This window comes from Actinomycetota bacterium (assembly GCA_035536535.1).
Taxonomy (GTDB): Bacteria; Actinomycetota; JAICYB01; order JAICYB01; family JAICYB01; genus DATLNZ01.
In genome coordinates, this window is the sequence record DATLNZ010000086.1 from 43,516 (window position 1) to 58,301 (window position 14,786).

The window sequence follows — 14,786 nt, forward strand, 5'->3', positions numbered from 1 at the left end:
CCGCCACATACTGAGGGGGTGCAGGATTCCCTCGCCGACGTCGTATCGGGGCTGAACCCCGTCCAGCGGGAGGCCGTCGAGGCGCTCGACGGCCCGGTCCTGATCGTCGCGGGGGCCGGGTCGGGCAAGACCCGCGTCATAACGCACCGAGTAGCCAACCTGCTGCGCCACGGGGTGTCGCCGCGCAACGTCCTGGCCATCACGTTCACGAACAAGGCAGCCGGTGAGATGCGGGAACGGATCGAGCGCCTGGTGGGCACGGGCCTTGCGCGCGAGATGTGGGTGATGACCTTTCACGCCGCCTGCGCCCGCATCCTGCGCATGGAGGCCGAGCGCCTGGGGCTGGGCAAGAACTTCACGATCTACGACGACGGGGACTCGCAGCGGGTCATCTCCGCCTGCCTGAAGGAGCTGAACCTCGACGCCAAGCGGTGGACTCCCAGGTCCATGTCGGCGGTCATCTCAAACGCCAAAAACGCCTGTCTGGGACCGGAAGCCTTTGCGTCGGCGGCGGCGTCGTTTCCCGAGCGGGTGGCGGCTGACGTGTACAAGGGCTACGCCGCAGCGTTGCGGCGGGCCAACGCCCTGGACTTCGACGACCTGATCGCCGAGGCCGTCCGGCTGCTGGAGGAGCACCCGGAGGCCCTGGCGCGCTGGCAGAACCGCTTCCGGTACGTAGTGGTGGACGAGTACCAGGACACAAACCACGCGCAGTACAGGGTCTTGGCGCTTCTTTCCGGCAAGCACCGCAACCTGTGCGTGGTCGGCGACGAGGACCAGTCGGTCTACAAGTTCCGGGGAGCGACCATCCGCAACATCCTTGAGTTCGAGCGCGACTACCCCGATGCGCGCGTGTTCAAGCTCGAGCAGAACTACCGGTCCACCCAGACGATCCTGGATGCGGCCAACGGCCTGATTCGCAACAACCGGCAACGCAAGGACAAGCGTCTGTTCACCGAGCGCGGGGGCGGAGCGGGAATCGTCCGGTACCGCGCCGACGACGAGCACGACGAGGCGCATTTTGTCGCCGGCGAGATCGGGAAGCTGGCCCCCGAGGGCTATTCGGGCAAGGACGTGGCCGTGTTCTACCGCACCAACGCGCAGTCCCGGGTCCTGGAGGAGATTTTCTTCCGATACGGCATCACGTACCGGGTCGTGGGTGGCCTCAAGTTCTACGAACGCAAGGAGATCCGCGACGCGATCGCCTACCTGCGGGCGGCGCACAACCCGGCGGACTCCGTGTCGGTCCAGCGAGCAATCTCCTCGCCGAAGCGTGGTGTCGGCGACGGGTCCATGGCCAAGCTCGAGCTGTGGTCGCGGTCCCACGAGACCCCGCTCGGCGAGTCGCTGGCGAGGGCCGACGAGGTCCCGGGACTGTCCGGACGCGCGCGCAACGGCTGCGCCGAGGTGGCCCGGGTGCTGAGGTTGATTCGGGAGCGCGACGCGGCGGGGGCCCCGCTGTCGGACATCGTCCGTACGGCCTGGACCGAGTCGGGCCTGCTGGACGAGCTCCAGGCCCAGCAGACCCCAGAGGCCGAGGGACGGATTGAGAACCTGCAGGAGCTGGCCGGGGTGGCCGAGGAGTTCTCCAACCGGGAGGACGCCGGGGACGCCCGCCTAGCCGACTTTTTGGAGCGGACGTCGCTGATTGCGGAGGTGGACGTCCTTTCCGACGCCAACGAGATCGTCACGCTCATGACGCTGCACAACGCCAAGGGGCTCGAGTACCCGATCGTGTTCCTCACGGGGATGGAAGAGGGGGTCTTTCCGCATATCCGGTCGCTGGACGACCCCGACGACCTCGAGGAGGAGCGGCGGCTGGCCTACGTCGGCATCACCCGCGCGCAGGACCGCCTCCACATCTCCCACGCCTGGTCGCGGTCGCTGTGGGGCGGCACCAACTACAACCCGGTGTCGCGGTTCGTGGGCGAGATCCCCGAGGAACTGGTGGAGGTCCGGGGGAAGTCGGAGTCGCCGCGCCTGCGGGGATGGGACTCGCCGGCCCCCGCCAGGCAGGCGCAGGCGCCGCGTCCGGGGGCCGAGAGGTTCGTGGTGGCGGTCTCGCCGGGCGATGCCGTCATGCACGAGGCATTCGGTGTCGGCGAGGTCCTGCAGGTGTCGGGGTCCGGTTCGGATACCGAGGTCACAGTCCGGTTCGACGACGAAGGCGACAAGGTCCTGCTGCTGGCCTACGCGAACCTGTCCAAGGCCCGGTAAAGAGAAAAGCCCGGCCGGGGGCCGGGCTTTTCTCTAGATCGGATGGCTCAGGGAGCCGTCACTGAGGCCGTGGTAGAAACGTTTGTGCGCAGGCTGCCGGTGCCGACGCCGGTGAAATCTCCGATCGGCGTCCTGACGGTCGCCACAGTCGTGGCCTCGCGATAAATATTGGCGCCGGCGTGCGTGTATGGCGGGCCGCCGCTGGACGTGGACAGCTGGGGGGTTCCCGTGCCCGCGGCAACGATGCTGAACACGAAGGTCCCGTAGTGGTTGGTGATCAGGCCCGAGGCGGTGGCCGCGTTCAGGGCGGGATCTATGACGACGGCTGCGTCGCCTCCCGCATAGGCTGAGACTCCCGTCGTCTTGTTGTGGATCCACATCGAAACGTACTCACTAGGGTTCGAGTAGACGGAGGGCGGCACGCCAGACCCCTGAACGTAGAGACCCGAGGACCCCGTCAGGGTGATGTCGTAGGTGGCGTCCGAAAAGTACCCGTACATCGTGAGAGCCGGGACGCTAGCTCCGTAGGAGACGTTGGCGGCTCGCGCCGGGGTGCCCACGAAAGTCGCCGACAGCACCGCCGCTGCCACCGCGATTGCTCTGACCCGCTTCATAGGTGCCTCCAGTCATCAATGCCCCGCTCAAAGGTTCTCCGCCGGGGGCGGTTCTCCTGCCCCATCGTTTCGGGGCTCGAGCCTGCGCGGTGTGGCGCACGTCACTCCGCCGGTTTCCTCTCGCGCCGCCCGACCCCCGTGCGGCAGTTGCCGGGCGGCCGCCCGGGCTTAGAGCTGGTGGCGCGTCAGGGGACTTCGGGACGGACGTAGGTTCCGATTCTGTTCGACATGTAGCCACTGCCGACGCCGGTGTACGTCCCGTTGGGGGCCGAGATGCTCGCCGCAGTCGTGGCCTGCCTGGTGAGGTAGACCCATGCGCCCGCCTCGGGACTGCCGTGAGTTCCCATCGTCGGGCTGGGAGCTCCCGTCCCCGCGGCTGTGACCGAGAAGACGAAGGTTCCATAGCCGTTGGTGATCGTTCCCGAGGCCTGACCGGCGTTGAGCGCCGGGTCGATTGCCACCACCGCTGGGCCGTGGGCGGCGGTGGTGGTGTTGGTTTCGCGGTGGAGCACCGAGAAGCTGACGTTCACGGGATTGCCAACAGTGACCGAGGGCGGATTCGCAGACCCACGCACCCCCAACCCGGAGGACGCGGTGAACCAGACCTCGTAGTTGTCGTCGCTGAAGTACGCCGACATTTCCAGGCGTGGTATGTCGCTTTCGTGGGATACGTCGGCGGCCTGCGCAGGCGCACCCAAGAACGTCACGCCAAGCAAGAGCAGTGCGCCTGCCAAGCCTCTGAGTCGCCGCATGATTCCCCTTTGTGGATGACTTGCTCTCTAGGTTCTGGAGCACCGTCCAATCTCCTGCATCCGCCACCTGCGGCTGGGGCTCAGGCCACGCGGCGACCCTTTCGGCCGCTTGGATCGCTGGATGACCTTGTGCTGCCCCGGCCCCCGTGCGACAGTTGCGGGGTTCGAGGCGGGAGGAACCGTGGACACGCACGAGCTCGAGTCGATGGACATCGAGGGCCTCGCCCGCCACACCCCCGACGAGTTGCTGGACAACGTTCTCACGGTCGCGGAGCGTCGCTACACCTACGACGACTTCTACCAGCGGTGGGAGAGCCAGCACTGGCTGGCGACCGGGATCGACTTCTCGGTGGACGCCGAGCAGTGGCCGAAGCTGCCGCAGGCCCTGCGCAACGAGATGCTGGGCACGATGGCGGCCTTCTACCAGGGCGAGCAGTCGGTGACTCAGAACCTGGCGCCGCTGATGATGGCGGCTCCGCGGATCGATCACGAGATCTTCCTGACCACGCAGACGGTCGACGAGGCCCGCCACGTCGTGTTCTTCAGGAGGTTCTTCAACGACGTCATCAAGCTGGAGGGCGGCACCCAGGAGCACCTGGAGAGGTTCCGTCCCTACTACGGCCGCTGGTACACCAACCTGTTCTTCGGGCCCCGCGGCTTGGACGGCCGGGGTGACGCGCTGCGGAAGAATCCGTCCGACATCGGCCTTTTCGTCGAGACGGTCACGCTGTACCACCTGGTCCTGGAAGCGGGCCTGGCGCTTCTGGGACAGCGATTCCTGCTGGACCTGTGCCGCAACCTCGGCGTCCTGCCGGGGTTCTACAAGGGGTTCATGGCCGTCACCCGCGACGAGTCACGCCACGTCGGGTTCGGCGTGCGCGTCCTGAGAGAGCTGCGGGAGGCGGACCCGTCGCTCGGCCCCCGGATCATGGACGTCATGCGCGAGAGCATCCCGGACGTCGTCCGCCTCACCCACCCGCCGGACCAGGATCACAACCTCGAGCTGCTCGAGGTCATCCCGGCGGAGTTCGTCATCGGGCCTCAGGAGGCGCACCGCTACGCGTTCACGCACATCCTCAAGCGGCTGTCGGCGGTCGGTTTCGGCACCGATGAGGTCAACGAGCTGGGCGAGTTCGCGTGGGCGGAGTTCGAGAAGGCACTGGGCGAGTGGGAGGCGCGCACCGGCGGCACGCACTACGCCCGCCTGTACGAAAAGGACCACGCACTGGGACCTGCGCGCGTCGCCTGATTCACCGCGCCCTTGCCTCAGCGTCACCGAGCCTGATTCAGCCGTCGGTGAGCCACCGATTTCCCGCTTCGCGCCACCGGCGGCTGCGGGCGGATAAACGTTCGTCCGGGCTCAGGGCCTCCAGGCCGTGCAAGTGGTCCGCCACCACGCCGGCCAGCGCGCGAAGCGCCGGCTCCGGCTCGGACTGGGCCCCCTGCGGCGGCTCGGCGACGACTGCGTCGGCCACGCCGAGTTCGACCATGTCCCTGGGCTCTATCCGGAGGCGCTCAGCGAGGTCGGCCGACCGAGAAGCGTCCCTGTGCAGGATGGAGGCCGCTCCTTCGGGAGAGATCACCGAAAAGACCGAGTTCTCCCACATCAGGACCCTGTCGGCGGCGGTCATGGCCAGCGCCCCTCCACTGCCTCCTTCTCCGGTGACGACGGCAACCGTGGGGACGGGAGCCGACAGCAGCGCAACAAAGGTCGCGGCTATCGCCTGAGCCACACCGCCGGCCTCGGAGTCGGGAAGCGGCTCGGCGCCGGGCGTGTCCACGACCGTCACCACCGGCAGGCCCAGCCGCCCCGCCAGTTCCAGCGCCCGCACCGCCTTCCGGTAGCCGGCGGGACGGAGCCGCCTGCCGCCCGTGCAGTCCTGTGCGATGACGGTGATTCTTTGTCCCGTCGGCCGCAGCGATCCCATCCGGACCAGCACCGATTCGTCGTCGCCGCCGCCGCTGCGGTCACCACGCAGCGCGACCTGGTCGTCCAGGAGCGCGTCCACGAGCGCCGGCCCCTTTGGACGTGACGGGTCCCGCGCCAGCAGGAGCCGCTCCGAGGGCGAACGGTGGGGTCCGCCGTGGAGGCTGCGGAACGACCCCTCGCCGCGCGGTCCCTGCCGTCGGGTGAAGGCGCGCAGCACGCGCCCCAATGACGCCCGTTGCTGCGCCCTCGGAACCAGCGCGTCCACGAGGCCCTGCCGGTGGGCCCACTCTGCCGTGTGGGTCTCGGGGGGCGGTGTCTGCCCGGTCAGGTCGCGGATGACGCGGGGGCCGGCGAAACCGACGTGGGCCCCCGGCTCCGCCAGGATCACGTCCGCGAGGGACGCGAACGACGCGTAGACGCCGCCGGTGGTCGGCGAAGTCAGCAGCGTCACCTGGCCCAGGCCCGTCGCTGCGTGCAGCCGCCGGGCCTCCGCGACCTTGGCCATCTGGACCAGAGCAACCATCCCTTCCTGCATCCGCGCCCCGCCGGAGGCCGTGACGCAGGCCACCGGCAGGCAGCGCGCGGTTGCAGCGTCGAAGGCACGGGCGACCTTCTCGCCGGCCGCGGCCCCCATGGACCCGCCCAAGAAGGCGAAATCAAGCACGATCAGCGCGCACTCGACGTGGTCTATCGAGGCGCGGCCCCACACAACCGCCTCACGCAGGCCTGTGTCCGCACGTGCTCTGACGACCGCCTCCGGGTAGCCGTCGAACCCGAGCGGGTCGCGGCCTTCCAGGAGCCCGTCCTGCTCGTTGAAGGCGCTTGTCAGCAGCTCGATGCGCGACCGCGCGTCCATTCGCGAGTGGTGGCCGCACGAGCCGCAGACCAGAAACTCGTCGGTCTCGCGCCCGCACCTGGGGCAGGCCCCGTCGTGTGATGACACGGCAGTAGTATCGGCCCCCGCCGGTACCGTGTGACGCACGGTCCGCGGCGCGGGTCGCCCGTCCGCAACGGGGGCCGGTAGCATGTGGCCCCGTGAAGCGCCACCGCATCCTTATCGCCAAGCCCGGACTCGACGGCCACGACCGTGGCGCGAAGGTGGTGGCCCGTGCCCTGCGCGACGCGGGGTTCGAGGTCATCTACTCGGGGCTGCACCAGACCCCGGAGCAGATCGTCGAGGCGGCCATCCAGGAGGACGTGGACGCGGTAGGGCTTTCGTCGCTGTCCGGCGCCCACATGGCGCTGTTCCCGAAGATCCTGAAGGGGATGCGCGACAAGGGGGCCGATTCGGTGGTCGTCTTCGGAGGTGGGATCATCCCCCGGTCGGACATCGACGAGCTGAAGGCCCAGGGGATGTCCGAGATCTTCACCCCGGGGACGACGACGCAGACGATCGTGGACTGGCTTCGCGAGGCACTGTCCGAGGAGCCCGCGCAGGCACCGGCGGGCGAGGGGGGCTGAGGTGGATCTTCTCGAGTACATGGGCAAAGAGGTCTTTGCCCGGCACGGCATCCCGGTTTCCCAGGGACGCGTCTGCACGACTCCCGACGAGGTCCACGCCGTAGCGGCGGAGGTGGGTCGTCAGGTGGTGGTGAAGGCCCAGGTCCAGGTGGGGGGCCGGGGCAAGGCCGGGGGCATCAAGCTGGTCAACTCGCCGGACGAGGCGCGCGCGGCAGCCGGACAGATCCTGGGGATGGACATCAAGGGCCACAGGGTGGAGCGGGTCCTGGTGGAGGCAGCCACCGACATCGCCCACGAGTACTACGCGTCGATCACCCTGGACCGCCGGGAGGGACTGCCTCTCGCGATGGTCTCCGCCAAGGGCGGTGTGGACATCGAGGAGGTAGCGGCCAGCGACCCGGACGCTCTGCTCAAGCTGCACGTCGACCCCCTTGTGGGCTTCAAGCCCTTTCACGCGACTTACCTCACCTCCACGCTCCACCCCGAGGCGCGCGGGGGTGCGTCATCGATCCTGCAGTCGATGTTCCGGTGCTACATGGACGGCGACTGCGACCTGGTGGAGATCAACCCGCTCGTGCTGACGCCGGACGGAACCGTCCATGCCCTGGACTCGAAGGTGTCGGTGGACGACAACGCGCTGTTTCGCCACCCCGAGTACGTCGAGTACCGCACGATCCTGACCACCGATCCCCAGGAGAAGATCGCCAAGGAGAAGGGCATCGCCTACGTCAAGCTCGACGGTGAGGTCGGCATCATGGGCAACGGCGCGGGGCTGGTGATGTCCACGCTGGACCTCGTGGCGCTGGCCGGGGGCCAGGCCGCCAACTTCCTGGACGTCGGCGGAGGCGCGTCCGGTGAGCAGATCGCCGCCGGGCTGGAGATCGTCCTGTCCGACCCGAAGGTCCGGTCGGTTTTCGTCAACATCTTCGGGGGCATCGTCCGCTGCGACCTGGTGGCGCGCGGGATCATCGATGCCTTGGGCCGGGTGGACCTCAAGGTCCCGATGGTCGTGCGCCTTGACGGGACCAACGCCGAGCAGGGCCGCAAGATCCTGGCCGAGGCGAACCTACCCGGCGTGACCGCGACCCCCACGATGTGGGAGGCCGCAGAGCTGTCGGTCGAGCGGGCGCGTGGCTGACGGCTACGACGAAGCAGCCGCGGCGGAGGTGGAGCAGCGGCTGGGCCGTAGTTTCGAGGCCGTGCAGCGACGGCTCGAGGACCTGTTTGGTTCGCCCTGGGAGGACGTGGAGACGATCATCGAGACGGCGGCCGGGCGCGGGGGCCGTTCCCGGGCCGACGTGATCGTCGACCTGGTCGGCCGGACCGAGCGCCGGACGCCGGTCCTCACGCAGGTGCGGCGCAGCGTCATCCAGTGGGTCGGCAAGCCGTGGCGTGAGCGCGAGGACCCCTGGAGCAGGCTCAAGGACCGTGTGCCCCCGCCGAGGTCGATCCGGCCCCCCGAGCCCGATGATCTCGAGGAATGGAAACCACTGAGACCCGAGGAGCGATAGGCAATGGCGATCCTGCTCGACGAAACGACGCGCGTGGTGGTCCAGGGGATCACCGGTCGCGAAGGCACCTTTCACGCCACACGCAACCTCGACTACGGGACGAAGATCGTCGCGGGGACCCGTCCGGGCAAGGGCGGCACCCGGGTGCTGGACGACCGGGTCCCCGTCTTCGACACGGTGATCGAGGCGGCGAAGGAGACCGGGGCCAACGCCAGCCTGATCTTCGTGCCGGGAGCCGGAGCCGCGGACGCCGTCCTGGAGGCGGAGGCGGCGGGGTGCGGGCTGATCGTGTGCATCACCGACCCGGTGCCGGTGCGCGAGATGATGATCGTGGCCGACTACCTTCGCGGCCGCGATGCCGTCCTGATCGGCCCGAACTGTCCCGGTCTGATCTCACCTGGCAAGGGCAACATGGGAATCATCGCGCCGGACATCTGCACCCCCGGCCCCGTGGGACTTGTGTCCAGGTCGGGGACCCTGACCTACCAGATCATCAACGAGATGACGGTCCGTGGAATCGGGCAGTCCACCTGCGTGGGCATCGGCGGGGACCCGATCGTGGGGACGAGCTTCATCGACGTCCTGCGGCGTTTCGAGGCCGACCCCGAGACAAAGGCCGTCGTGATGATCGGCGAGATCGGCGGAGACGCCGAGGAGCGCGCGGCCGAGTTCATCGGATCCGAGATGTCGAAGCCGGTCGTGTCGTACATCGCCGGGTTCAGCGCCCCGCCGGGCAAGCGGATGGGACACGCCGGCGCCATCATCACCGGCTCCTCGGGGACTGCCGAGGCCAAGGCCGCAGCGCTGGAGGCCAAGGGCGTCCGTGTCGGCAGGACCCCGACGCAGGTGGCGGACCTGGTTCGGGAGGTGGTGTGAGATGCCCTCGTGCAACGGAATGAGCCACATCGCGCTGACGGTGTCGGACATCGACCGCAGCGTGCAGTGGTACGAGTCAGTGTTCGGCGGCACGCGGTTCATGGAGATGAAAGAGGAGGACTTTTCACTCGCGATGCTGATGACTCCGGGCGGGGTGCTGCTTAGCCTCCACGCCTACCCGAACAGCCCCGACGGCGACAGATTCAGCGAGTTTCGGATCGGCCTGGACCACCTGTCGTTCTGCTGCGAGACCCGAGCGGACGTCGTGGAGTGGGCCGAGCGGCTCGAGGAGCTCGGGGTGGAGCACTCACCCGTGGCGGACGCGCCGTACGGCCACGTCCTGGTCTTCCGTGACCCCGACAACATCCAGTTGGAGTTCATGGCTCCTCTGTCGGGAGCGTGAACGAGTTCGTCGGATCGCCTTGATAGGCTCGGCCCCCATGCGCATCGGAGTGCTTGCCACGGGTTCGGGCACCAACTTCCAGGCCCTGGTGGACGCCTGCCGCAGCGGCTACGCGCCCGCCGAGGTGGTTGCCGTGCTCACGAACAAGGCCGATGCCCTTGTCCTGGACAGGGCGGCCCGGGCCGGGGTGCCGGGAGTGTTCGTGGACCCGAAGGCCGCCCCCACCCGCGAGGAATACGACCGGATGCTGCTCGAGCAGCTCAAGCTGCACGGCGTCGAGCTCGTGTGCAACGCCGGGTACATGAGGATCCTGTCCTCGGAGTTCGTCTCGGAGTACCGCGACAGGGCCCTGAACATCCACCCGAGCCTCCTGCCGTCGTTTCCCGGCCTGCACGCGGTTCGACAGGCCCTGGAGCACGGCGTCCGGGTGACGGGGGTGACCGTGCACGTGGTGACCGACGACCTCGATGGGGGACCGGTCCTTCTCCAGCGGGCGGTGGACGTCCTCGCGGGCGAGCCGGTGGAGTCACTGACCAGCCGGCTGCACCTCGTGGAGTACGCCCTGTATCCCAAGGCCCTGAAGCTGTGGGCGTCGGGGATGGTGAGGGTAGACGGCCGGCGGGTCGAGGTGAGCGGAGACGTCGAGGACCCGCCGTGGGCCGGGTCCCTGCCGCCCGGACTGAGGAGCGCCTAGATGGACCGCATCCCGATCAAGCGCGCGTTGCTGTCCGTCTACGACAAGACGGGTCTGGTCGAGCTCGCCCGGGCCCTGAGCGACTCGGGGGCCGAGCTTGTCTCGTCCGGGGGCACCGCTTCGGCCCTGCGCGACGCCGGCCTGACGGTGCGCGACGTGTCGGAGCTGACATCGTTTCCGGAGATGCTCGACGGCAGGGTCAAGACGCTGCATCCCGCCGTGCACGGCGGGATCCTCGCCGACCGCTCTAAGCCGGAGCACCTGCGGACCCTGGCCGAGCACGGCATCGAGCCCATCGACCTGGTGGTCTCCAACCTCTACCCCTTCGATATCCAGGTCGGGCCTGGTACTCCGGAGGCCGAGGCGGTCTCCCTCATCGATGTGGGCGGACCGACGATGGTGCGCGCGGCGGCCAAAAACCACTCGTCGGTCGCGGTGGTGGTCGACCCGGAGGACTACGGAGAGGTCGCGTCCGCCGCGGGCGCGGGGGGCACGACCCTCGAGACGCGCAAACGGCTGGCCGCCAAGGCTTTCACCCGGCTTTCGGCATACGACGCGGCCGTCGGGTCATGGTTGTCGGGGCCGGAGCCGCTCCCGGAGCAGCTCACGCTCAGCGCACAGCGGGTGTCGACGCTGCGGTACGGAGAGAACCCACACCAAAGCGCGGCGCTATACAGGCTCCCCGGCGCCCGACGCGGTGTGGCAGCCGGCAGGCAGCTGCAGGGCAAGGAGCTTTCGTTCATCAACTACCTGGACCTGGATGCCGCCATGAGGATCGTCGCGTCGTTCCGCGAGCCCGCCGCCTGCATCGTGAAGCACACCAACCCCTGCGGCGCGGCCGTGGGCGAGGACGCGGAGGAGGCCTACCGCCTGGCTTTCGAGTGCGACCCCAGATCGGCCTTCGGGGGCATCGTCGGGTTGAACAGGCCGTGTACAGCCGAGGTTGCGGGGCGGCTCAAGGACCACCCGCTTCTGGAGTGCGTGGTGGCTCCTGGGTATGACCCGGCAGCGCTGGAGCTTTTGTCAGGCAAGAAGAACGCGAGGTTGATCGACGTCTCCCCGGACGAGTGGAAGCTGGATCCGGTGTCGGTAACCAGCGTCAGCGGGGGCCTTCTGCTGCAGACCACCGACGAGGTCTCCGAGCGCCGCGACGACATGCGCGTGGTCTCCAAGCGAGAGCCGTCCGACGTCGAGTGGGAGGACCTGCTGTTCGCCTGGACGATCTGCTGGCACGTGAAGTCCAACGCGATCGTCCTGGCCAACCTCAGACAGGCGGTCGGGGTGGGGGCCGGCCAGATGTCCCGGGTGGAGTCCATGGAGATCGCGATCCGGCGCGCCGGGGACCGCGCGAAGGGCTCCGTGGCGGCGTCCGATGCCCTGTTCCCCTTTGGCGACTCGGTGGAGACGGCGGCCGCGGCGGGAGTCACCGCGATCATCCAGCCTGGCGGAGCCGTGCGCGACGAGGAGTCGATCGCCGCCGCGGACGCGGCCGACGTGGCGATGGTGTTCACGGGAGTCCGTCACTTTCTGCACTGACGTACTTCCCGAGGACTTCGTGGGCGACTCTGCTGATCACCGGGCGCGCCGGCGCCGGGACCGCCGCGATCTGCGACCATATGGCCAGGTTCAACTACGGAAGGGATACATACCGTGAAGCCGCCTGAGACGACTCTCGGACTGCAGGGAATCGACCATCTCGAGTTCTGGGTGGGCAACGCCCGCGCGTGCGCCGGTTTTCTGGCCTCGCACTTCGGGTTCGACCTCGCCGCCTACTGCGGGCCCGAGACGGGCGTTCGGGACCGCGCTTCGTACCTGCTCGAGCAGGGAGAGATCAGGTTCGTGTTCACGGGCGCCATGGCCCCCGAGTCGGAGATTGCCGAGCACGTCAGGCTGCACGGCGACGGCGTGCGAGACGTAGCCTTCCTGGTCACCGATGCGGAGGCCGCATTCCGCGGCGCCTTGGAGCGGGGCGCGACGGCGGCCCGGGAACCCGAGGTGATCGAAGACGACACCGGCAAGATCGTCCGGGCCTCCATATGCGCCTACGGCGACACCCGCCACACCTTCGTCGAGCGCTCCGCCTACTCCGGCCGGTTCCTCCCCGGGTTCGGGGAGCCGCGGCACACGCGGCCCTGCGGTCCGGATGTGGGGCTCAAGCACGTCGATCATGTCGTCGCCAACGTCCAGGACATGAAGCCGTGGGTGGCCTTCTACGAAAAGGTGCTGGGCTTCGGCGAGATGACCAAGTTCACAGACGACGACATATCCACGGAGTACTCGGCTCTCATGTCCACGGTCGTGGAGGGCGGCGGGGGCAAGATCGTCCTGCCCATCAACGAGCCGGCGACGGGAAAGCGCAAGTCTCAGATCGAGGAGTACCTGGACTTCTACCGGGGGCCGGGGGTCCAGCACATCGCGATGCGGACCGAGGACATCGTGAAGGCCGTCTCGGCGCTGCGCGAGCGGGGCGTCAGATTCCTGCGGATCCCGGACACCTACTACGCCGACGTGACCGAACGACTGTCGGACCTCGACCTGGACTGGCGCACGCTCCAGGACCTCGGAATCCTCGTGGACCGCGACCACGACGGCTACCTGTTGCAGATCTTCACGGAGAACGTCATGGACCGCCCCACGGTGTTCTTCGAGATCATCCAGCGCGAGGGGTCACGCGGGTTCGGCGCCGGCAACTTCAAGGCGCTGTTCGTCGCGCTCGAGCGCGAGCAGGAGAGCCGGGGCAACCTGTAAAGGGAGGCACGAGATGTTGGGTCTGCCGCAGTGGGTGAAGGGCAGGACCAGCAGGCAGGCGCACGTCGCCTTGCCTGCGGGGACGGTCGAGGAGGAGCATGGCCGCCTCGGCTTCTTCGGCGCCGCGAGCCACCTCTACAGGCTCCACGCGCCCACCGGATGGACGTCGGTGAAGGGTCCCGCCGCGCACCACGCGCTGGACTGCACCCAGCTCAAGACCCCCGACGGCCTGTGGCCGACGTCCCTGCTGTACAACGCCGACCTGCACATCGGATTCCAGCGCTACGAGACGGGGCGTCCGGAATTCCTGCGAAACGCAGACGCCGACGAGCTGTACTTCGTGCACGTCGGGTCCGGGCTGCTGCGCACCGAGTACGGCCCCCTGCGTTACGGCGAGGGCGACTACATCGTCATGCCGCGCGGCGTGACCTACCGGTTTGAGATCGCCGAGCCCACGTCTTTGCTGTGGGTGCAGAACCTGTCCGGGCTGATCGACCTCCCGGACCGGGGCATCCTCGGCCGCCATGCGCTGTTCGACCCGGCGGTCCTGGAGGTCCCGGAGGCCGAGGCGGTGGAGGAGGAGGGCGAGTTCGTCATCGCCGTGAAGCGCATGGGCGAGACCACGCTCGTCACCTACCCGTTCCACCCGTGCGACGCGGTCGGCTGGAAGGGCGACCTGGCCCCGATGCGGCTGAACGTCACCGACATCCGTCCGATCGCCTCGCCGCGCTACCACCTGCCGCCATCCGCGCACTCCACCTGGGAGGGCAACGGATTCGTCGTGTGCACCTTCGCGCCGCGGCCGGGCGAGGAGGACCCGGAGGCGCTCAAGCTGCCCTTCTACCACCGCAACATCGACTACGACGAGGTGATCTTCTACCACTCGGGCAACTTCATGTCCCGTGAGGGCATAGAAGCCGGGATGCTGACGTTCCACCCGCACGGCCTGCACCACGGACCGCAGCCGAATGCCGTCAAACGGGCCGCTGCGGCGCCGCAGTCGGGCCCCCGGATGCTGGACGAGTACGCGGTGATGATCGACAGCCGCCAGCCGCTGCTGGTGTCCGACGCGGCGCTGAAGGTGGATGTCTCGGGCTACGAGATGTCCTGGGCCGACGCCGGGCAGTGAAGCTCGTCAGGTTCAGGTCCGACCCCGGCGACACCGTCTGGGGCGGGTATATGCAGGACGGCCACGCCGTCCCGGTTTTGCGGTCCGACGGGCAGGGGGGCCTTGCGCTCCTGGTGGACCTGGCGATGTCGCACATCTCCGGGAACCGGCTCGAGCCTTGCGCTGACCCGGTGCCTCTGGAGTCCGTCCGGCTGCTGGCTCCCGTCCCGGCCCCCCCATCGGTCCGGGACTTCTATGCGTTCGAGCAGCACGTGCGGACGGCACGGGCGCAGCGGGGGCTGGACATGGAGCCGGACTGGTACCAGCTGCCGATCTTCTACTTCACCAACCCGGCCACCATCTACGGCCCGGGCGAGGAGGTCCCGCACCCGGCCACCGACGCCCTCGACTACGAGCTGGAGGCGGCAGTGGTGGTGGGCCGCGACGGCTCGGACCTGAGCCCCGAGCAGGC

At 68.5% G+C, this 14,786-nt stretch carries 15 protein-coding genes; 12 read left to right on the top strand and 3 right to left on the bottom strand.

The genetic code is table 11. From position 1 onward, the window contains the following. Positions 1-18 precede the first annotated feature (18 nt). Complete coding sequence (locus VNE62_05875; GenBank protein HVE91809.1) at positions 19-2,217, top strand: UvrD-helicase domain-containing protein; 2,199 nt, start codon at positions 19-21, stop codon at positions 2,215-2,217. Positions 2,218-2,264: 47 nt separating this feature from the next. On the opposite strand, the gene VNE62_05880 is transcribed toward VNE62_05875, so the two are convergent. Then, complete coding sequence (locus VNE62_05880; GenBank protein HVE91810.1) at positions 2,265-2,831, bottom strand: hypothetical protein; 567 nt, start codon at positions 2,829-2,831, stop codon at positions 2,265-2,267. Between the two features lie 185 nt (positions 2,832-3,016). Then, the gene (locus VNE62_05885; GenBank protein ID HVE91811.1) at positions 3,017-3,583 is read right to left on the bottom strand and encodes a hypothetical protein; all 567 of its coding nucleotides are present in this window, start codon (positions 3,581-3,583) and stop codon (positions 3,017-3,019) included. A 181-nt stretch (positions 3,584-3,764) separates the two neighbouring features. Between VNE62_05885 and VNE62_05890 the strand changes: the two genes are divergently transcribed. Next, complete coding sequence (locus VNE62_05890) at positions 3,765-4,832, top strand: ribonucleotide-diphosphate reductase subunit beta (GenBank protein HVE91812.1); 1,068 nt, start codon at positions 3,765-3,767, stop codon at positions 4,830-4,832. A 37-nt stretch (positions 4,833-4,869) separates the two neighbouring features. On the opposite strand, the gene VNE62_05895 is transcribed toward VNE62_05890, so the two are convergent. After that, positions 4,870-6,456, bottom strand: a complete 1,587-nt coding sequence (locus tag VNE62_05895; protein HVE91813.1) for a carboxyl transferase domain-containing protein — start codon at positions 6,454-6,456, stop codon at positions 4,870-4,872. 92 nt (positions 6,457-6,548) lie between these two features. Here VNE62_05895 and VNE62_05900 point away from each other — a divergent pair, with 92 nt between their 5' ends. From VNE62_05900 to VNE62_05945, 10 genes are all read left to right on the top strand, one after another. Further along, positions 6,549-6,974 carry a cobalamin B12-binding domain-containing protein gene (locus tag VNE62_05900; protein ID HVE91814.1) on the top strand — a complete coding sequence of 142 codons (426 nt, stop codon included), beginning with the start codon at positions 6,549-6,551 and terminating at the stop codon, positions 6,972-6,974. 1 nt (position 6,975) lies between these two features. Next, positions 6,976-8,112 (top strand): ADP-forming succinate--CoA ligase subunit beta, encoded by a 1,137-nt coding sequence (gene sucC, locus VNE62_05905; protein ID HVE91815.1) that lies wholly within the window; start codon positions 6,976-6,978, stop codon positions 8,110-8,112. Next, on the top strand, positions 8,105-8,485 hold the full coding sequence (locus VNE62_05910; GenBank protein HVE91816.1) for a hypothetical protein: 381 nt from the start codon (positions 8,105-8,107) through the stop codon (positions 8,483-8,485). Before sucC ends, VNE62_05910 begins: the two co-directional genes overlap by 8 nt. A gap of 3 nt (positions 8,486-8,488) precedes the next feature. Further along, entirely contained in the window at positions 8,489-9,361 is an 873-nt protein-coding gene (gene sucD / locus VNE62_05915) for a succinate--CoA ligase subunit alpha (GenBank protein ID HVE91817.1), read from the top strand. Position 9,362: 1 nt separating this feature from the next. After that, entirely contained in the window at positions 9,363-9,764 is a 402-nt protein-coding gene (locus VNE62_05920) for a VOC family protein (protein ID HVE91818.1), read from the top strand. A 37-nt stretch (positions 9,765-9,801) separates the two neighbouring features. Beyond that, entirely contained in the window at positions 9,802-10,458 is a 657-nt protein-coding gene (purN, locus tag VNE62_05925; protein ID HVE91819.1) for a phosphoribosylglycinamide formyltransferase, read from the top strand. Beyond that, positions 10,459-11,994, top strand: coding sequence for a bifunctional phosphoribosylaminoimidazolecarboxamide formyltransferase/IMP cyclohydrolase (purH, locus tag VNE62_05930; GenBank protein HVE91820.1), 1,536 nt, complete (start codon positions 10,459-10,461; stop codon positions 11,992-11,994). 114 nt (positions 11,995-12,108) lie between these two features. Further along, positions 12,109-13,206 (top strand): 4-hydroxyphenylpyruvate dioxygenase, encoded by a 1,098-nt coding sequence (gene hppD / locus VNE62_05935; GenBank protein HVE91821.1) that lies wholly within the window; start codon positions 12,109-12,111, stop codon positions 13,204-13,206. A gap of 13 nt (positions 13,207-13,219) precedes the next feature. Then, positions 13,220-14,335 carry a homogentisate 1,2-dioxygenase gene (locus VNE62_05940; GenBank protein ID HVE91822.1) on the top strand — a complete coding sequence of 372 codons (1,116 nt, stop codon included), beginning with the start codon at positions 13,220-13,222 and terminating at the stop codon, positions 14,333-14,335. Further along, on the top strand, positions 14,332-14,786 hold a 455-nt coding region (locus tag VNE62_05945; protein HVE91823.1), incomplete at its 3' end, for a fumarylacetoacetate hydrolase family protein. The genes VNE62_05940 and VNE62_05945, both read left to right, overlap by 4 nt.